The 18,408-nt window shown below is 58.4% G+C and carries 15 protein-coding genes; 9 read left to right on the top strand and 6 right to left on the bottom strand.

Annotation, left to right across the window (positions count from 1 at the left end):
• The first annotated feature begins 6 nt into the window (after window positions 1-6).
• From GF111_RS02410 to GF111_RS02400, 3 genes are read left to right on the top strand one after another with little or no spacing between them, the layout of a single operon-like run.
• Window positions 7-2,835 (top strand): ATP-binding protein, encoded by a 2,829-nt coding sequence (locus GF111_RS02410; protein WP_047727733.1) that lies wholly within the window; start codon window positions 7-9, stop codon window positions 2,833-2,835.
• A 12-nt stretch (window positions 2,836-2,847) separates the two neighbouring features.
• Window positions 2,848-3,933, top strand: a complete 1,086-nt coding sequence (locus tag GF111_RS02405; RefSeq protein WP_047727732.1) for a ComEC/Rec2 family competence protein — start codon at window positions 2,848-2,850, stop codon at window positions 3,931-3,933.
• 5 nt (window positions 3,934-3,938) lie between these two features.
• On the top strand, window positions 3,939-4,715 hold the full coding sequence (locus GF111_RS02400) for a hypothetical protein (RefSeq protein ID WP_047727731.1): 777 nt from the start codon (window positions 3,939-3,941) through the stop codon (window positions 4,713-4,715).
• Between the two features lie 120 nt (window positions 4,716-4,835).
• Here GF111_RS02400 and GF111_RS02395 read toward each other — a convergent pair whose 3' ends face one another.
• Window positions 4,836-6,020 (bottom strand): tyrosine-type recombinase/integrase, encoded by a 1,185-nt coding sequence (locus tag GF111_RS02395; protein WP_047727730.1) that lies wholly within the window; start codon window positions 6,018-6,020, stop codon window positions 4,836-4,838.
• A 218-nt stretch (window positions 6,021-6,238) separates the two neighbouring features.
• Window positions 6,239-7,330, bottom strand: coding sequence for a redox-regulated ATPase YchF (ychF, locus tag GF111_RS02390; protein ID WP_004941048.1), 1,092 nt, complete (start codon window positions 7,328-7,330; stop codon window positions 6,239-6,241).
• 334 nt (window positions 7,331-7,664) lie between these two features.
• Here ychF and GF111_RS02385 point away from each other — a divergent pair, with 334 nt between their 5' ends.
• Entirely contained in the window at window positions 7,665-9,194 is a 1,530-nt protein-coding gene (locus GF111_RS02385; protein WP_147191733.1) for a SulP family inorganic anion transporter, read from the top strand.
• Between the two features lie 37 nt (window positions 9,195-9,231).
• Here the strand turns inward: GF111_RS02385 and pth are convergent, their stop codons facing one another.
• A complete protein-coding gene (gene pth, locus GF111_RS02380) occupies window positions 9,232-9,822 on the bottom strand; it encodes an aminoacyl-tRNA hydrolase (RefSeq protein WP_004941053.1) in 591 nt (196 codons plus the stop codon).
• Window positions 9,823-10,123: 301 nt separating this feature from the next.
• Between pth and ychH the strand changes: the two genes are divergently transcribed.
• The gene (gene ychH / locus GF111_RS02375) at window positions 10,124-10,402 is read left to right on the top strand and encodes a stress-induced protein YchH (protein WP_038872012.1); all 279 of its coding nucleotides are present in this window, start codon (window positions 10,124-10,126) and stop codon (window positions 10,400-10,402) included.
• Between the two features lie 185 nt (window positions 10,403-10,587).
• On the opposite strand, the gene prs is transcribed toward ychH, so the two are convergent.
• The 3 genes from prs to lolB form a co-directional block, all read right to left on the bottom strand.
• Window positions 10,588-11,535 carry a ribose-phosphate diphosphokinase gene (gene prs / locus GF111_RS02370; RefSeq protein WP_004941061.1) on the bottom strand — a complete coding sequence of 316 codons (948 nt, stop codon included), beginning with the start codon at window positions 11,533-11,535 and terminating at the stop codon, window positions 10,588-10,590.
• A 174-nt stretch (window positions 11,536-11,709) separates the two neighbouring features.
• Complete coding sequence (gene ispE / locus GF111_RS02365) at window positions 11,710-12,576, bottom strand: 4-(cytidine 5'-diphospho)-2-C-methyl-D-erythritol kinase (protein WP_147191730.1); 867 nt, start codon at window positions 12,574-12,576, stop codon at window positions 11,710-11,712.
• Complete coding sequence (lolB, locus tag GF111_RS02360) at window positions 12,573-13,196, bottom strand: lipoprotein insertase outer membrane protein LolB (RefSeq protein ID WP_038872018.1); 624 nt, start codon at window positions 13,194-13,196, stop codon at window positions 12,573-12,575. The genes ispE and lolB overlap by 4 nt, the downstream gene beginning before the upstream one ends.
• A 482-nt stretch (window positions 13,197-13,678) precedes the next feature.
• Between lolB and GF111_RS02355 the strand changes: the two genes are divergently transcribed.
• From GF111_RS02355 to prmC, 4 genes are all read left to right on the top strand, one after another.
• Window positions 13,679-14,851 (top strand): acyltransferase, encoded by a 1,173-nt coding sequence (locus tag GF111_RS02355; RefSeq protein WP_146220594.1) that lies wholly within the window; start codon window positions 13,679-13,681, stop codon window positions 14,849-14,851.
• A 327-nt stretch (window positions 14,852-15,178) separates the two neighbouring features.
• Window positions 15,179-16,441: a glutamyl-tRNA reductase gene (gene hemA / locus GF111_RS02350; RefSeq protein ID WP_055317459.1), complete on the top strand. Its 1,263-nt coding sequence runs from the start codon at window positions 15,179-15,181 to the stop codon at window positions 16,439-16,441.
• Between the two features lie 31 nt (window positions 16,442-16,472).
• Window positions 16,473-17,558 carry a peptide chain release factor 1 gene (gene prfA, locus GF111_RS02345; protein ID WP_038872021.1) on the top strand — a complete coding sequence of 362 codons (1,086 nt, stop codon included), beginning with the start codon at window positions 16,473-16,475 and terminating at the stop codon, window positions 17,556-17,558.
• Window positions 17,558-18,391, top strand: coding sequence for a peptide chain release factor N(5)-glutamine methyltransferase (gene prmC, locus GF111_RS02340; protein ID WP_147191743.1), 834 nt, complete (start codon window positions 17,558-17,560; stop codon window positions 18,389-18,391). Before prfA ends, prmC begins: the two co-directional genes overlap by 1 nt.
• The last annotated feature ends 17 nt before the right edge of the window (window positions 18,392-18,408 follow it).

The following is an 18,408-nucleotide window of genomic DNA, read 5'->3' as shown; positions in this document are numbered from 1 at the left end:
TTGACGATGAATCTCAAACCGTGGCGTGAAGTTGCCGTCCCGCATGAAGATGTCCTGAAGGGCACATTCCAGCAAGCCGAGTTTGCGGCCGATCTGTCGCGCGTTCACGAAGGCACGGCAACGGCCGAGTACCAGAACCCGACGCTATTTTTCCAGCGCACCTTCATCACCGAAGGGATGCGGTTGCTGCTGGATTCCGTGGTCAAGCGCTTGTCTGGCAAGGGTGGTGATCCGGTCATTCAGCTGCAGACTGCTTTCGGCGGCGGCAAAACGCACACGATGCTGGCCGTATACCACCTTGCCAAGGGTGAGGCCCTGGCCAGCGATTTACCCGGCGTTCCGGCCATCCTTGATGCTGCAGGCGTCACGGAACTGCCGCGTGCGCGGATTGCCGTGCTGGATGGCATCAAGTCGTCGCCCAACCAGCCTGTGATGCGTGATGGACAGGCCATTCGCACGTTGTGGGGCGATCTGGCGTGGCAGTTGGGCAAGGCTGAGGGCTACGCGCTAGTTGCCGATGCCGATGCGTCGGGTACCTCGCCAGGCAAGGCCGTGCTGGAGACACTGCTGAAGTCTTACGCGCCCTGCGTGATCCTGATCGACGAGTTGGTGGCCTATGTGCGCCAGTTTGAAGAAGGCAAAACGCTGACCGGCGGCAGCTTCGATTCCAACCTCAGCTTTGTGCAGGCCCTGACCGAAGCACTGAAGGCCGTGCCAACGGCAGTGCTGCTGGCTTCATTGCCGGAATCGGACAAGGAGGCGGGCAGCCAACGTGGCGTGAAGGCGCTGGCCGCCCTGGCGCACTACTTCGGCCGCATTCAGGCGCTGTGGAAGCCGGTGGGCACCGAGGAAGCGTTCGAGATCGTCCGTCGCCGCCTGTTCACCAGCATCAATGACAAGCTGGCGGCCGAATCGGTGTGCCGTGCCTTCGCCGATTTCTACACGGCCAATAGCGAGGACTTCCCGCGTGAGACGCAGGAGAGCCGCTACTTCGAGCGCCTGATGCACGCCTATCCGATTCATCCGGAGGTGTTTGACCGCCTGTACGAGGACTGGTCGTCGCTCGACAACTTCCAGCGCACCCGTGGCGTGCTTAAGTTGATGGCCAAGGTGATCCACCGCCTGTGGAAGGACAACGACAAAGACCCGCTGATCATGCCTGGCAGCTTCCCACTGCAGGACGCTGACACCCGCAACGAGGTGATTTACTACCTGCCGCAGGGCTGGGACCCGGTGGTGGAGCGTGACGTGGACGGCGAGCGCGCCGAGACCACCGACATCGAGAACCGCGACACTCGGCTTGGCAGCGTGCAAGCCTGCCGTCGCTCGGCCCGCGCGATCTTCTTGGGCAGTGCGCCGAGCACAGCAAACCAGATGGTGCGTGGCATCGAGTTGGAGCGCGTGGCGCTGGGCGTGGCACAGCCGGGCCAGCAGGTCGGGATCTACAAGGACGCGCTGCGCCGCCTCGGCGACCGCCTGCATTACCTGAACAGCGGCAACAACCGCTTCTGGTTCGATACCCGTCCTAACTTGCGCCGCGAGATGGAGGAGCGCAAGCGCCGCTTCCAAGACAAGGAGGATGTGTTCCCCGCCATCCGCGACCGCGTGCAGAAGACCTTTGCCAGCGGCGTGTTCGGCGGCATCCATATCTTCACAGCGAGCAGCGACGTGCCCGATGACTGGCAGTTGCGCCTCGTGGTGCTGCCGCCCGATGCCGCCTTCAGCCGCAGCGGCCAGAGCCTTGCCATCGAGCGTGCCACAGAGATTCTGAAGACCCGTGGCGACCAACCCCGTTTCAAGCAGAACCGACTGATCTTCCTGGCCGCCGACTACGACAGCGTGAGCCGACTGAAGGATCAGGTGCGCTCGACCCTGGCATGGCAGTCCATCGTGGGCGACATCAAAGAGCTGAAGCTCAACCTCGACCAGTTCCAGTCGCGACAGGCCAGCAAGAGTTTGGAGGACGCCAACGAGGCGCTACGCCGAATGATTCGCGAGACCTACAAGTGGATGGTCGCGCCGATGCAGGAAGCACGCCCCGGCAAGGGCTTGTCGGAAATCCAATGGGAACACTTCCAGGTCAACCCGGGCGCTCAGAACCTGTCCCAGGAAATCGAGCGCGTGCTGAAAGAGAACGAACTTCTGATCACCGAATGGGCACCGATCCATCTGGCCACGGTGCTGAAAAACTGGTTCTGGAAGGACGACATCAAGGACACTAGCGCTCTCAACGTCTGGCAGCAGAGCTGCCAGCAGCTCTACCTTCCACGCCTGAAGGACGACACGGTCTTCCAACAGACGATGGGGGCTGGTGCAGACAGCCGCGATTTCTTCGGCTTCGCGCAGGGCAAGGAGGACGGCCGCTACGTCGGTTTCACCTTCGGCAAGCGCACGTCCTTGTTTCTCGACTCATCCCTGCTGCTGATCGAACCGGTCACTGCCGCCGGATACGCCGAGACACAGCGCGCCGCTGAAGAAGCCGCGCGCCCCAAGCAGACAGAGCCAGCGCCGGGTACCACCGGCAGCGGCGCACCGCCGCCAAGGGTCGAGGACTCAGCCAAACCGACCTACGTTGGAGGCGGCAGTGCAGCCCCGCAGCCGGTCAAAAAGCAGTTCTACGGCAGCATCGAACTCGATGCCATTCAAGCCAAGAAGCAGTTCGCGGATCTGGTTGACGAGGTTGTCTTGCAATTCACCTCACGCCCCGGCGTGAAGGTCAAGATCGCCATCGAAATCCAGGCCGACTCGGCCACGGGCTTCGATGACGGGCTGCAGCGTGCGGTCAAGGAAAACTGCAATGTGCTGCGGTTCAAGAATGCCGAGTTTGAAGAATAAGGGGGCTGAAAAATGGCGGGATACGGCTACGAAATTGATTTTCTACCAGTCGGTAACGGCGACAAAAGTGGCGATGCCATCGTTCTTCGATACGGAGAGCCTGGTAGCTACAAGGTGATGGTCGTTGACGGTGGGACCAAAGAGTCTGGGCAGAAGATCGTCGATCACATCAAGGAATACTACGGAACGACGCATGTCGACTACCTGGTCAACACGCACCCCGATGCGGATCATGCATCCGGACTTGAAGTCGTGCTTGAGCAGCTCACTGTCGGTGAGGTCTGGGTGCATCGTCCGTGGGAGTATGCCGAGGAAATCCGGCATTGGTTCAAGGACGGCCGGATCACCGATGAGAGTTTGGCCCGTCGCCTGAAGGATCTGCTATCGCATGCTTACCGGATCGAAGAGATTGCCGACGAAAAGGGAATCCCGGTATTCGAGCCGTATGCCGGTGCCAAAATTGGTGATTTCTATGTGCTGTCACCTGATCAAGACTGGTACTTGGATCTCGTCCCGCAATTCAACAAAACACCTGAAGCCCGCAGCGTCAACATGGCCGAGGCTGTGAAAAGCTTTGGTCTCAGAGCACTTGAGAAGATGGCCTCGTGGGTTGATGAGCATTGGCACATCGAGACGCTTTCGGAAGATGGTGAAACGTCGTGCGAGAACGAAAGCAGCGTGGTTCTGTACGCCAACCTTGATGGACGCGGTGTATTGCTGACTGGTGATGCGGGCATTCAGGCTTTGGGTCGAGCATGTGACTACGCGGAGGCACTTGGCCTAGACCTGATCTCTAGTCGCTTCATTCAGGTGCCTCACCACGGCAGTCGAAACAACGTTGCCCCAAGTGTTCTGAATCGCTTTGTCGGCCCGAAAAACACACAGGGCACGGCGGCAACAAAGACAGCGTTTGTTTCTGCGTCAAAGGACTCGGAAGTGCATCCACGAAAAGTGGTGACGAATGCATTCCTGCGGCGCGGCGCTGACGTGCATCAGACAAAAGGCCAGTCGAAGCGACATTCGCACAACATGCCGAATCGTGACGGTTGGACGGCGTCGACACCTGTGCCATTTCACGCCCAAGTTGAGGGGGACTGAAGCAGATGATTGGCAGCATTTTCGATCCCTATGACCGCAAGGCCCGCCTTTATCCAGCGTTGCTGGTAATGCTTGTGCCAGTCGTTGCCCTCGCCTTGGTCGCCCCAGTGTTTTCAAGTCAACTTGCTGGATTGGCCTCTCTAGCCGTAGCGCTGGGTGGGTTAATGCTGCTCAGTTCGCTTGGCCGCGAATGGGGAAAGCGCAAAGAGCCAAAACTGTATGAAATATGGGGAGGGACTCCAACGACGTTGATGCTGCTGCGGGCAAGTACCTCCCTAGATCAGCTCACCCTTGACAGGTACCGCAAGGTCTTGAGCAAAAAGGTATCGGGACTGAGTTTTCCAGATCCGACCGGCGAGGTATCCGATCCATCTAGAGCTGCTGCAACTTGCGAGTCAGCAGTGAAGTGGCTGCGCGAGGCCACGAGAGATAAGAAGAAGTTCGCATTGATCTTCGCCGAAAACACGAACTACGGATTTCGAAGAAATCTACTTGGTGTAAGACCAATGGCAATCGTGCTGTGCGTTCTGACGCTATTGTTGACCGCCTTGAACGCGTGGCTATCGAGCTCCGGGAGTTTGACCGCCATCACCGTCCAATCGTGGATATCAGCACTGGTGGCGTGCATTGGCCTTGTGGTTTGGGGTGCCCTAGTCAATGCAGACTTCGTTAAAACGACGGCGTTCGCCTATGCAACCGCACTTCTTGCTGCTTGCGATTCACCGTCGCTGGCTACCGAAAAGCCAAAGGCCCGCAAATCTGCTGCAACGAGCAAGGGCTGACGCGCCTCTAGTTTAGCAAGGATTCCCCCAGCCTTCCTCGCGCACCAATGCTGGAGGCGCCTTTTGCCTCGTCTGCGCCTTAATCGCCGGAACTATGGTGCCGAGCGAACGCACGAGAGGTCAGTCCCCTGCACGCGCAGCCAATTTCCAGGCATCAAGCTGGCCTGCCCATTCCTGCATCATCGCGCGCCGTTCATCGAGATAGGTGGCATGGTTGTATGTGCGCCGAACACTATTCGGCTCCGCATGTGCAAGCTGGGCTTCGATGGCATCGGGCCGATAGCCCATTTCATTGAGCCGTGTGCTGCCCGTGGTGCGAGTGCCATGTGGGCTGTACTTGGTTGCCCAACCGAGCTTCTTGAGCGCCTGCCGCAGGGCTGCGTCGGCCATTGGGCGCTGGCGGTCGTCGCGGTTCGGGAAAACGAACTTCGTGTGCCCTGTGATCGGATGCATGGCCTTGAGAAGTTCAACAGCCTGAGTCGGTAGCGGAACGGCGTGCTCTCGCCGCGCCTTCATCCGGCGTGCAGGAATGGTCCAGAGCGCCTTTTCCAGGTCGAACTCAGCCCACTCTGCTTGGACGGATTCATTCGGACGGCTGAGCGTCAGCCACATCAGCTGGAACGCCTTAATGGTTTGGAAGTTGCCGCCATGTCCATCAAAGTCGTTCAGCAACTGGCCGACTTCTTCCGCGCTGAGGGCGCGCTTGTGTTGCGTCTTGTTGGGCGGCAGTGCTTTGCGAACCGGCCAAACGGGGTCTGTGTCCGCCCGTAGAGTCGCGACTGCATGCTCGAACACGCCAGACATGGTGCGCTTGGCTTCAGCGGCTACGGTGGGGGCACCCCGCTTGACCGTCTTGTTGAGGATGTCGAGGACATGGGCCGGAGTGATCTGACGTACCGGCAGCTTGCCAATCGACGGGAAGACCACGCGCTGCAGCATATCGAGTCTCCGCTTCTTGGTCACTTCCTCCCAGTCTTTCAGGGCCAGCCACTCTTTGGCGACAGCCTCGAATGTGTTCGCTGAGTCTTGCTCGCGCTTGATACGTTCGATCTGGCGATTCTGGACGGGATTGATGCCCTCCCTGACCAGCTTCCGCGCCGCCTCGCACTTCTCTCTGGCCTCGCCGAGCGTCACGCTGGGGTAGTCGCCAAGTGCGAACCACGAGGCCTTGTCATTGAGCTTAAAGCGATAGCGCCAAGCCTTGATGCCGTTGGGTTTGATTTCTAGGTACAGCCCCTTGTAGTCATTGAGGCGGTAGATGCCTTCTCTAGGCTTGGCGGCTCGGCACTGGGCGTCTGTCAGCATCGTGAAGGTCTCCTGTTCGTCCTCAGGGCTTTATCGTATACACCTTCATCGACCTGGTGCAAGATCCATATACACACCCGTATTCACTTGCGCAGTGCTATCAGGTGTCGTTGCATGCAACGAATTGAAATGAAAAAGCCCCGTATCCACGGGGCTTAGCGTCGATTTCAGCGATGCGCCTGCAAGCATGTGCAATCGCCTGAAATGGTTTGCTCGAATCAGACGTTGAACAGGAAGTTCATCACGTCGCCGTCTTTGACGATGTAGTCTTTACCTTCTGAGCGCATTTTACCGGCTTCTTTGGCGCCTTGTTCACCCTTGTAGGTGATGAAGTCGTCGAAGGCGATGGTTTGGGCGCGGATAAAACCTTTCTCGAAGTCGGTGTGGATCTTGCCGGCCGCCTGCGGGGCGGTAGCGCCGACCGGGATGGTCCAGGCGCGCACTTCTTTTACGCCGGCGGTGAAGTAGGTCTGCAGGTTCAGCAGCTCGTAACCGGCACGGATCACGCGGTTCAGGCCCGGCTCTTCCAGGCCCAGCTCGGCCATGAACTCGTCGCGCTCTTCGTCTTCCAGCTCGGCGATGTCGGATTCCACGGCGGCGCACACGGCAACTACCACGGAGCCTTCGGCGTCGGCGATTTTACGCACGGTGTCCAGGTACGGGTTGTTCTCGAAGCCGTCTTCGTTGACGTTGGCGATGTACATGGTCGGCTTCAGGGTCAGGAAGCTCAGGTATTTGATCGCCGCTTTGTCTTCTGCGGTCAGATCCAGCGCGCGCAGCATGCCGGCGTTTTCCAGGTGCGGCAGGCATTTTTCCAGCGCCGCCAGCTCGGCCTTGGCGTCTTTGTCGCCGCCTTTGGCTTTCTTCTGCACGCGGTGGATGGCGCGCTCGCAGGTGTCCAGGTCAGACAGCGCCAGCTCGGTGTTGATGACGTCGATGTCTTCGGCCGGATCGACCTTGTTGTTGACGTGAATGATGTTGTCGTTCTCGAAGCAGCGCACCACGTGGCCGATGGCTTCGGTTTCGCGGATGTTGGTCAGGAACTGGTTGCCCAGACCTTCACCTTTAGACGCGCCTTTCACCAGGCCGGCGATGTCGACGAATTCCATGGTGGTTGGCAGAATGCGCTGCGGCTTGACGATCTCGGCCAGCTTATCCAGACGCGGATCGGGCATCGGCACCACACCGGTGTTCGGTTCAATGGTGCAGAACGGGAAGTTGGCTGCTTCAATGCCCGCTTTGGTCAACGCGTTGAACAGGGTGGATTTGCCTACGTTAGGCAGGCCGACGATACCGCATTTGAATCCCATGTTATAATCACCTTAAATATCTTAACTATCAGCCGGTTAGGTTTAATCGACTGCATAAAGGGCAAAATAATGCCGCCATTATACACGTAATGGGCATTTATCTCGATCAGACTTGCTTGGCCGGGGCGAACCCAGCGCGGGCGGCCGGTTTTTATTTGAGATTTGGATCACATTTACCCATACTGGCCGTTCCGATTAACCGACAGGAAACGCGCCGGATGTATTTCTTGCCTACGCCACCCTGAGCTGTGCCCGCCTGCAGTCTGCCGCCCCTTGCGGTACCCCATACCCGCTACGCGGGGAGATGATGCCATCTGTCATAAGTGAATAATGCATGTTTAACCTGAGTAACGTCAGGATCGCGGACGTTAAAAATGAAGTCATGGCGGGCTTTGTGGTGGCGGTTTCGATGATCCCCGAGGCGGTCGGCTTTTCGCTGGTCGCCGGTCTTTCGCCGATCGTCGGTTTGCATACCGCGTTTATCATCGGCCTGGTCACGGCACTGTTCGGCGGCAAGCCGGGCATGGTTTCCGGCGCCGCCGGCTCCATTGTGGTGGTGCTGATGAGCCTGGCGGCGCAGTACGGCATGGGCTACGTGCTGTGGGCCACGCTGTTCGCCGGGGGGATTCAAATCCTGATTGGCGCCTTCCGGCTGGGCAAGTTCATTCGTCTGGTGCCGCTGCCGGCGATCCACGGCTTCGTCAACGGCCTGGCGATCGTCATCATGCTGGCGCAGCTGAAGATGATCGCCGGGCAGGGACCGCTGATGTACGGCCTGGTGGCGCTGGCGATTGCGGTGGTGGTGCTGTTCCCGCGCCTGACCAAAGCCATTCCGTCTTCGCTGGCGGCGCTGCTGGTGGTTTCGGCGTTGGCGATTGACCTCAATCTGCACACGCTGCGGGTGGGCGATCTGGCGGACATTTCCGGCGCGCTGCCGCACTTCAGCCTGCCGACGGCGCCGTTCACCCTGGAGATGGTGCGGGTAGTGCTGCCCTATGCGGTGGTGATCGCCCTGGTCGGTTTGATTGAATCGCTGCTGACCATGACGGTGCTGGATGAAATGGGCGGCAAGAAGGGGAACGGCAACCGCGAGAGCATCGCGCAGGGCGCCGGTAATGCGGTATGCGGCCTGTTCGGCTGCTTCGCCGGCTGCGCGATGATCGGCCAGTCGATCATCAACTTCACCTCGGGCGGGCGCGGGCGCATTTCCGGCACGGTGGGCGCCATTCTGTTAATTCTGTTCGTGGTCAGCCTGTCGCGCTATATCGGCCTGCTGCCGGTGGCGGCGCTGGCCGGGGTGATGCTGGTAGTGTGTTACAACACCTTCGAGTGGAGCTCGCTGCGCCGTTTGCGCCGCATGCCGAAGGCGGACGCGCTGGTGATGCTCGCCGTCACGCTGATCACCATCTTTACCGATCTGGCGGTGGCGGTGATCAGCGGGGTGATTATCTCGGCGCTGGTGTTCGCCTGGCAGCAGGCGCGCATCCGCGTGCGCCAGCGGCAGGTGACGGGCGACGTGGCGGTGTATCAACTGGATGGCCCGCTGTTCTTCGGCTCCGCTGCCGGTTTCGCCGAGCTGTTCGATCCGCAGAGCGATCCGCAGAATGTGGTGCTGGATTTTGCCGGCACCCGGGTGATGGATTCCAGCGGCGTAGAGGCGATCGATAAGCTGACGGCGCGTTATCTGGCGGCGGGAAAAAGCATTCGTCTGCGCCACCTGAGCGGTGACTGCGTGCGCTTGCTCAAGCGCGCCGGGCCGTTCTGCAGCCATGAACTGGACGATCCGCAGTATTACGTGGCGGAAGAGGGCTTCACCGCCGATGACCGCCGCGTGAGCGAGGAGACCTTCAACCCGCGCGGCTAGATGCAGGCAGCGGGCAGGGCGCCCGCTGCGGCAAGGTTCAGGCCTGCGCCTTGAAGCTGTGCAGGCGCTGAACGGTTTTTTCCAGCCCGTCCTTCATCAGCATCTCGGTGCAGCGCAGCGACTCGTCGATCGCTTCGTCAATCATCTTCTGCTCGCTGGCCGGCGGCTTGCCGAGCACGAAGCCCACCACCTTGTTCTTGTCGCCCGGATGGCCGATACCGATACGCAGGCGGTAAAAGTTCGGGTTGTTGCCGAACTTGTTCTGGATGTCTTTCAGGCCGTTGTGGCCACCGTTGCCGCCGCCGAGCTTGATTTTGGCCACGCCGGGCGGCAGATCCAGCTCGTCGTGCGCCACCAAAATCTCGTTCGGCTCGATGCGGTAGAAGTTGGCCATCGCCAGCACCGCTTTGCCGCTCAGGTTCATGAAGGTGGTCGGCACCAGCAGGCGCACGTCGTTGCCCGCCAGGTTCAAGCGGGCGGTGTAGCCGAAGAACTTGCTCTCTTCTTTCAACTGCTGATTGTGGCGCTGGGCCAGCAGATCGACGTACCAGGCGCCGGCGTTGTGGCGCGTCTGGGCATATTCCGCGCCCGGGTTGGCCAGGCCGACTATCAATTTAATACTGCTCACTGGGAGATTCGCTATGATCAGGGTAATGGAAAGGGCCTTAGTCTACCTGCCGGGGCGGCGAATGACAAAATCCGATCTCCGCCGTCGCCTTAGGTAAGAAAGACGAATGATTCATTAGCTGAATAATTCAATTTGTCCGCTAATTTTCAGCGGTGTGTTAAGAAGTGTCAATAATTCTTTACCATTTGTGATCGCCTCCGCAATCCCCTTGCCGCCACAAGGACTATACTTAACTTATCAAAGTGGGTTAACAAGTTGCAGCGTTATCCCGATTGGCACATGGCAATCATGGAGGTGGCATATGAAACGCAGAAACGCGGACAGAATGGGCAACTTTTTTATGGGGCTGGGCCTGGTCGTGATGATCGGTGGCGTCGGATACTCCATTGTTGCTGAAGTATCCCAGTTCGATTTACCGCAATTTTTCGCCCACGGCGCCATCATGAGTATCTTCGTCGGCGCGCTGTTGTGGCTGGTGGGCGCGCGTATCGGCGGCCGCGAGCAGGTGGCGGATCGCTACTGGTGGGTAAAACACTTTGATAAACGGTGCCGTAACGACCAACATCGTTCGTCGCATTGATTAAAAAAGCAGAAGGGAAGCAAGAGCAGGGCAAGGGAATATCTGCCGTGCATTAAGGTTTGAGGTCATGTCGGACTACGAGTAGAAAACCCGTTGTTGCTCACGCACCAACGGGTTTTTCTTTTTCTGCTGTCGGGCACGCTATCTTTCCGGCACGGTGGGCGCCGCACCGGAAAGACGACGAATCAATGCTCGAACATCGCAGAGATCGACTCTTCGTTGCTGATGCGGCGGATGGCTTCAGCCAGCATGCCGGACAGGGTCAGAGTGCGAACGTTTTTCAGTGCCTTGATTTCCGGCGACAGCGGAATGGTGTCGCAGACGATCACTTCATCAATCACCGAGTTCTTGATGTTGTCCACGGCGTTGCCGGAGAAGATCGGGTGCGTCGCGTAGGCGAATACGCGCTTGGCACCGCGTTCTTTCAACGCTTCAGCCGCTTTACACAAGGTACCGCCGGTGTCGATCATGTCGTCGACCAGCACGCAGTCGCGGCCTGCCACGTCACCGATGATGTGCATCACCTGAGACACGTTCGCGCGCGGGCGGCGTTTGTCGATGATGGCCATGTCGGTGTCGTTCAGCAGTTTGGCGATGGCGCGGGCACGCACTACGCCGCCGATGTCCGGGGAAACCACGATCGGGTTTTCCAGGTTCTGCTGCAGCATGTCTTCCAGCAGGATCGGGCTGCCGAACACGTTGTCTACCGGTACGTCGAAGAAGCCTTGAATCTGCTCAGCATGCAGATCCACCGTCAGAACGCGGTCAACCCCTACGCTGGAGAGGAAATCGGCAACCACCTTGGCGGTGATCGGCACACGCGCGGAACGCACGCGGCGATCCTGGCGGGCATAGCCGAAGTAAGGGATAACGGCGGTAATACGACCTGCGGAGGCGCGACGCAGGGCGTCGACCATCACAACCAGTTCCATCAGGTTGTCGTTGGTCGGGGCACAGGTGGACTGGATGATGAAAATATCACCGCCGCGTACATTTTCGTTGATTTGCACGCTCACTTCGCCGTCGCTAAAACGACCTACAGCGGCGTCACCAAGGCTGGTGTACAAACGGTTGGCAATACGTTGTGCTAGTTCCGGGGTGGCGTTACCAGCAAAAAGCTTCATATCAGGCACGAGAAGAACCTCAGGCTTGCGTCCAGAGAAGATATTGTCATACGACATCACCAAGGGGCAGTCGGCGACGCCGGCGCAATATACATACGGGTATGTAAAACTAAAATTGAGACCGCAGGCAGCGCAGGGATAACAGGGCCAGGTGTGCATGACCCTGCGCAACGAAACGTTGAGCTACGACTCAAACCGCCCGGAACGAATGCGATGTAGTGGGGAGACGTTAACGCCGCGCGCTACAAAACCACACAACCACTCCGGGGCTTGATTTAACACCTGACGGGCGGCGATTTCTGTGTCGAATTCAGCAAACACACAAGCACCTGTGCCAGTCAGGCGTGACGGGGCGTATTCTAACAGCCATGAAAGAAGCTGTTCAACCTCGCGAAAACGTTTTCTTGCGATCGGTTCGCAATCATTTGCGTACGGCGCCTGCAACAGCTCACTTAAGGAGCGAACCGGGGTGTCTTTTTTCAATTCGGGGTCACCGAAGATAACCGGCGTCGGGATGCCGACGCCGGGATGCGCCACCAGATACCACTTTTCCTGCGGCTCGGCCGGCTGCAGGCACTCGCCGATGCCTTCGGCGAAGGCGGCGTGGCCGCGCACGAACACCGGCACGTCGGCGCCGAGGCTGAGCCCCAGCGCTGCCAGTTGGTCGTCGCCAAGACCGCAGCGCCACAGTTCGTTGAGCGCCACCAGCACGGTGGCGGCGTTGGAGGAGCCGCCGCCCAGGCCGCCGCCCATCGGCAGGTGCTTGTCGATGCTGATGTCGGCGCCGCGCGGTGCGGTCTGCAGGCCGCGCTCATCGCAATAGCGCTGCAGCAGGCGGGCGGCGCGCACGATCAGGTTCTGTTCGTCCGGCACGCCGTCGACCGGCGTCAGCAGATGAATGCGGTCGTCCTGGCGCGGGTCAATGGTCAGGGTGTCGCCGTAGTCCAAGAACTGAAACAGCGTCTGCAGCAGGTGATAGCCGTCTTCACGACGGCCGGTGATGTACAAAAACAGGTTGAGTTTCGCGGGGGAGGGCCACTGGCGAATCATTTGAGCGTCCAGTTATCCATTTTCAGCTTGATGCGCTGCTCGCCCTGCTGCAGTTCCAGGCGGTTCGGCAGCGTCGGCTGCACCTCGTTGCTGTAGCCCTGGTAATCCACTTTCCAGGTCTGGCCGCCTTGCTGGTAAGTCAGCTTGCTCAGGCGATATTGGTCATCCAGCGCAAAATCGTTGGCTTCGCCCGGCAGGCCGAGCATCCACTGGCGCAGGTTGTTCAGCGGGATCGCCATGCCGGTCAGCTTGCGGATCATCTCTTCCGGGTTGTCGCTGACGTAGCGTTTGCCCTGGTTGTCGGTCAGCTGCACCACGTTTTTCTGCACGTTGAGATCCATTTCCGTGCTGCCCAGCGGGTTGGTCAACAGCAGACGGTAGCGCTCCGGCGAGAACTGCTGCCAGAAGAAGCGGGCGTAGACTTTTTTCTGATCAGACAAGTAGGCGAAGGAGCCGCGGGTCTGATAGGTGCTGAGCTGCTGCACCGCCTGCTCATGGGCGCGCCACTGCGGAGAAGTCGGGCTGGTGGCCGGGCCGGTCGGCTTGGTGGTGGTACAGGCGGCCAGCACCAGGCTGGCCAGCGGGATCAGACGGAGCAAACTAACTTTGCGTATTGGCATAACTTTCTCTTGTCCTTTTGTCCTTGCGGGCATGCGCGACGAAACCCGGATTCAGCGCTCACGCTAACGGGGCGGCGGCGGCGCGTCAATGATAGCGTGTTATGAATATTGGCACAGCAATGGTCGTTCTCGCTAATTTTCGCCTTCAACATTCAGTATGCTGGACCATCTTTTGGGCGCTTTAACCCACCGATGCTCTATCGTGCAAACATGTGGGTGCCGTTCATCTCCTGGAATTAAAACCTGAGTTAATTCCGAAATGATAGGAATACTATTAGGAAATACCTCAGGTTTACGCGTGCTGGCTTGCGGTTTTTTTTAAATCCAAATCAATGCTAACTGGTTGTTTTATTTTTTTTTATTTTAAAGGAATGTCAAGGTGACATTTTAAATAAATTTTATGCCAATCATTCTTCATTTAATTGGATTGTATTGTTCATCTTTAATACTACTATTCCTATATTTATTGTTGGGAATTTATTGTGGAAAATTCGGCTTCAAAAAAAGAGTCAAAGCTTATGTACCTTGACTCGGTTAGGGGAATTGCCAGTCTGGCGGTTGTACTATCCCATTTATCATTGATTTATTTTATATATCTACATAATTTTTCTGGTGGGGCGATTCCTGACACTTATCCTGTTCAAAAATATTTGCATGATTCTTTTTGGGGGTTCTTTTATTCTGGCAGTTCGGCGGTGTTCGTTTTCTTTGTCATGAGCGGAATCGTGCTGTCGCGAGGTATCGAAAAGAAAAGCGATGAATATTATTTGATAACTTCCTTTACGCGATATTTCAGGCTGGCCATTCCGGCTACGTTTTCTTGCTTATTGATGCTTCTGGTTTTGTTGTTTATCTCTGAGGGGACGCGAGAGTTTCCCGGTGTGTCGGCATGGCTCGATCCTTTCCTCATCAGTGACCCCTCTTTGATTGGTGCATTTACCTACGGTGCTCTGGGAGCTTTCATCGGTGGTTCCGTTTGGGATGGATATATATATAACCCCGTGCTTTGGACGATGAAAATTGAGTTAATTGGCTCATTATTCATCTATATGGCCTGCATCGTTTACAAAAGAAGCAAGTGGCAATCATTGTCTCTGTTCCTGCTGGCATCATTGGCTATAGTACCTTTTAGTATCCCCATTGCATTAGGGATGATATGTTTCTTCTTTGGATTTGTTTACTCGGCCTTTAATATTACCTATAAGAATAATTACGTTGGCCTTGTGCTCCTTATTATTGGATTGTATTTTGCCGGCGTCCACAACGATAGCGTAAGCTATAGTTGGGTAACCAAACTCCTCGGCTATCGTTCGTATATGTTCCTCAATTTTCTCTCAGGCATATTTATTGTCTACGGCGTGTTGACCAGCCATTCTCTCAGTCGGATGTTGGAAAATAAGGGGTTGGTTTATTTGGGCAAGCTCTCGTTCCCTATTTATATCATCCACATGCCCATGATCATTTTGACGATCTATTTGACCCAAGGTTTTGCGACGGCGTCCGTCGCCAGTATGCTGAGCGTTTCGGCTATCGCGATCGCCGCCACTTTGCTGCTCGCGCGGTTTGTGGTGCCGGTAGATGATTTTTCCATCAGCTTCTCGAAGCGCGTGTATAACAAAATCATCGGGTTGCGAATGGTCAGGAGAACTGAGTAATCCACGACGTGCGTCGGGCCGCTGTGCTGGGGGCTCGACTGTCGCCCTGTCGAACGTATTTTTAATCCCGCACAGCGGAGTTTTTAGTTCATAATTTGGCTATGACGTGCCGTTCTGTCTGCAATTCGCGCGGTGTCCCCAGACGATCAGCGAACGTAAAGCGTTCGCTATTCTGACAACGTTATGAATTTATTAATTATTCATCGATTGATGCCGTCTATGGCAACGATTGAACGGAAGATGCGGTTGTTACTTTTATTGATCCTGCGCATCAAGTAGAATGCCGTTCAACGAGAACCCGTACCAACAGAAGTATTACTCGAAGCAATGACCCTGCTGGCGTTAGGTATAAATCACAAAACCGCTCCGGTTTCTCTGCGTGAAAGGGTGACCTTCTCGCCAGAGTCCATCGATGAGGCGCTGACCAGCTTGCTCCAACAACCGTTGGTGCAGGGCGGCGTCGTGTTGTCCACCTGCAACCGCACCGAGCTGTACCTCAGCGTAGAGCAGCAGGAACACATGCACGAGCAGCTGGTCGCCTGGCTGTGCGCCTACCACAACCTGCGCCCGGAAGAGGTGAAGAAAAGCCTGTACTGGCATCAGGGCAACGACGCGGTCAGCCATTTGATGCGGGTGGCCAGCGGGTTGGACTCATTGGTGCTGGGCGAACCGCAGATCCTCGGGCAGGTGAAAAAAGCTTTCGCCGAGTCGCAACGCGGCCAGTCGCTGTCCGGCGAGCTGGAGCGTCTGTTCCAGAAATCCTTCTCCGTTGCCAAGCGCGTGCGTACCGAAACCGACATCGGCGCCAGCGCGGTCTCCGTGGCTTTTGCCGCCTGTACCCTGGCGCGCCAGATCTTCGAATCGTTGGCCGATCTCAACGTCTTGCTGGTGGGCGCCGGTGAAACCATCGAACTGGTGGCGCGCCACCTGCGCGAACACAAAGTGCGGCACATGATCATCGCCAACCGCACCCGCGAGCGCGCCCAGCTGCTGGCGGACGAGGTCGGCGCGGAGGTGATCACCTTGCCGGAGATCGACGAACGCCTGGCGGACGCCGACATCATCATCAGTTCCACCGCCAGCCCGCTGCCGATCATCGGTAAGGGGATGGTGGAGCGCGCGCTGAAGGCGCGCCGCAACCAGCCGATGCTGCTGGTGGATATCGCCGTACCGCGCGACATCGAACCGGAAGTCGGCAAACTGGCCAACGCCTATCTCTACAGCGTGGACGATCTGCACGCCATCATTCAAAGCAATCTGGCGCAGCGCAAAGCGGCGGCGGTGCAGGCGGAGTCGATCGTGCAGCAGGAAAGCACCAACTTCATGGCCTGGCTGCGCTCGCAGGGCGCGGTGGAAACCATCCGCGACTACCGTTCGCAGGCCGACCAAATTCGCGCAGAGATGGAGGCCAAAGCGCTGGCCTCCATCGCGCAGGGCGCCAACGTGGAGCAGGTTATTCACGAGCTGGCCCATAAACTGACCAACCGTCTTATTCATGCCCCCACCAAATCCCTCCAGCAGGCCGCCGGCGACGGCGACGTGGAGCGGTTGCAGTTATTACGCGACAGCCTTGGGCTGGATCAGCATTAGTTTTCTCTATTAACAGGGTTTATTACCACGCATGAAGCCTTCTATTGTTGCCAAACTGGAAGCGTTACAAGAGCGCCATGAAGAAGTGCAGGCGCTGCTCGGCGATGCCGGCGTTATCGCCGACCAAGACCGGTTCCGCGCGCTGTCGCGAGAATACGCGCAGCTGACCGACGTCAGCCGCTGCTTCCTGGAATGGCGTCAGGTGCAGGAGGATCTGGAGACGGCGGAAATGATGCTGGACGATCCGGAAATGCGCGAGATGGCGCAGGAAGAGCTGAAACAGGCGCGGGCGGCCAGCGAAGAGCTGGAGCAGCAGCTGCAGGTGTTGCTACTGCCGAAAGATCCGGACGATGAGCGCAGCTGCTTCCTCGAAGTGCGCGCCGGCACCGGCGGCGATGAGGCGGCGATCTTCGCCGGCGATCTGTTCCGCATGTACAGCCGCTATGCGGAAAGCCGCCGCTGGCGCGTCGAGGTGATGAGCGCCAACGAAGGCGAACACGGCGGTTTCAAAGAAGTGATCGCCAAAGTTTCCGGCGATGGCGTCTACGGCCAACTGAAGTTTGAATCCGGCGGCCACCGCGTGCAGCGCGTGCCGGAAACCGAATCCCAGGGGCGCATCCACACCTCCGCCTGCACCGTGGCGGTGATGCCGGAAGTGCCGGAGGCCGAGTTGCCGGACATCAACCCGAGCGACCTGAAAATCGACACCTTCCGCTCCTCCGGCGCCGGTGGCCAGCACGTTAACACCACCGACTCGGCAATCCGCATCACCCACCTGCCGACCGGCATCGTGGTGGAGTGCCAGGACGAGCGTTCACAGCACAAAAACAAAGCCAAGGCGATGTCGGTGCTGGGCGCGCGCATTCGCGCCGCCGAGATGGCCAAGCGCCAGCAGGCCGAGGCGTCCACTCGCCGCAACCTGCTGGGCAGCGGCGACCGTTCCGACCGTAACCGCACCTACAACTTCCCGCAGGGGCGGGTGACCGACCACCGCATCAACCTGACGCTCTACCGCCTGGACGAAGTGATGGAAGGCAAACTGGACATGCTGATCCAGCCGATCGTGCAGGAGTATCAGGCCGATCAGCTGGCTGCGCTGTCCGCCGAGCAAGAGTGATGGACTATCAACACTGGCTGAAAGCCGCCGCCGCGCGTTTGACCCACAGCGACAGCGCCCGGCGCGACGCGGAAATCCTGTTGGGTTTCGTGACCGGCGAGGCCAGAACCTTCCTGATGGCGTTCGGGGAAACTCAGCTGACGCCAGCGCAGCAACAGCAGCTGGAGACGCTGCTGGCGCGCCGCGAACGCGGTGAGCCGGTGGCCTACCTGGTGGGCGAGCGCGAATTTTGGTCGCTGCCGCTGTCGGTTTCGCCCGCAACGCTGATCCCACGCCCGGATACCGAATGCCTGGTGGAGCTGGCGCTGGCGCGCCTGCCGCCACAACCCTGCCACTTCCTCGATCTCGGCACCGGTACCGGCGCCATCGCGCTGGCGCTGGCCGGCGAGCGCCCCGATTGTTCGGCCATCGGCGTCGATGTGCAGCCGGAGGCGGTCGCGCTGGCGCAGCACAATGCGCACAAGCTGAAGATCGACAACGTCCGATTTCTACAGGGCAGCTGGTTTGCGCCGGTGGCGGGGCAACGCTTCGCGCTGATCGCCAGCAATCCGCCCTATATCGACGCCGCCGATCCGCATTTGTCGCAGGGCGACGTGCGCTTCGAGCCCGGCAGCGCGCTGGTCGCCGCCGATCATGGGTTGGCGGATCTGGCCGCCATCGTGCGCCAGGCGCCGCACCATTTGCAGCCCCAGGGCTGGCTGCTGTTGGAACACGGCTGGCAGCAGGGCGAGAGCGTGCGCGCGCTGCTGCAGGCCGCCGGATTTTCCGCTGTCGCCACCCACCGTGATTATGGCGACAACGACCGCGTGACGCTCGGCCAATGGCCGGGATAAGCGCCTCTCATAATAAC

Origin of the sequence: Serratia sp. HRI (assembly GCF_010119335.3) — a bacterium.
In the GTDB taxonomy this organism is placed as follows: domain Bacteria; phylum Pseudomonadota; class Gammaproteobacteria; order Enterobacterales; family Enterobacteriaceae; genus Serratia; species Serratia nevei.
The sequence above is the reverse complement of the archived record's forward strand: the minus strand, read 5'-3'. Positions and strand labels throughout refer to the sequence as shown.

Bases quoted from the DNA above. Each gene is read 5' to 3' on its own strand.
- GF111_RS02410 (WP_047727733.1), top strand. From the start codon at position 7: ATGAATCTCAAACCGTGGCGTGAAGTTGCCGTCCCGCATGAAGATGTC.
- ychF (WP_004941048.1), bottom strand. From the start codon at position 7,330: ATGGGATTCAAATGCGGTATCGTCGGCCTGCCTAACGTAGGCAAATCC.
- GF111_RS02395 (WP_047727730.1), bottom strand. From the start codon at position 6,020: ATGCTGACAGACGCCCAGTGCCGAGCCGCCAAGCCTAGAGAAGGCATC.
- lolB (WP_038872018.1), bottom strand. From the start codon at position 13,196: ATGCCAATACGCAAAGTTAGTTTGCTCCGTCTGATCCCGCTGGCCAGC.
- prmC (WP_147191743.1), top strand. From the start codon at position 17,558: ATGGACTATCAACACTGGCTGAAAGCCGCCGCCGCGCGTTTGACCCAC.
- GF111_RS02405 (WP_047727732.1), top strand. From the start codon at position 2,848: ATGGCGGGATACGGCTACGAAATTGATTTTCTACCAGTCGGTAACGGC.
- GF111_RS02385 (WP_147191733.1), top strand. From the start codon at position 7,665: ATGTTTAACCTGAGTAACGTCAGGATCGCGGACGTTAAAAATGAAGTC.
- GF111_RS02400 (WP_047727731.1), top strand. From the start codon at position 3,939: ATGATTGGCAGCATTTTCGATCCCTATGACCGCAAGGCCCGCCTTTAT.
- prfA (WP_038872021.1), top strand. From the start codon at position 16,473: ATGAAGCCTTCTATTGTTGCCAAACTGGAAGCGTTACAAGAGCGCCAT.
- hemA (WP_055317459.1), top strand. From the start codon at position 15,179: ATGACCCTGCTGGCGTTAGGTATAAATCACAAAACCGCTCCGGTTTCT.
- ispE (WP_147191730.1), bottom strand. From the start codon at position 12,576: ATGATTCGCCAGTGGCCCTCCCCCGCGAAACTCAACCTGTTTTTGTAC.
- ychH (WP_038872012.1), top strand. From the start codon at position 10,124: ATGAAACGCAGAAACGCGGACAGAATGGGCAACTTTTTTATGGGGCTG.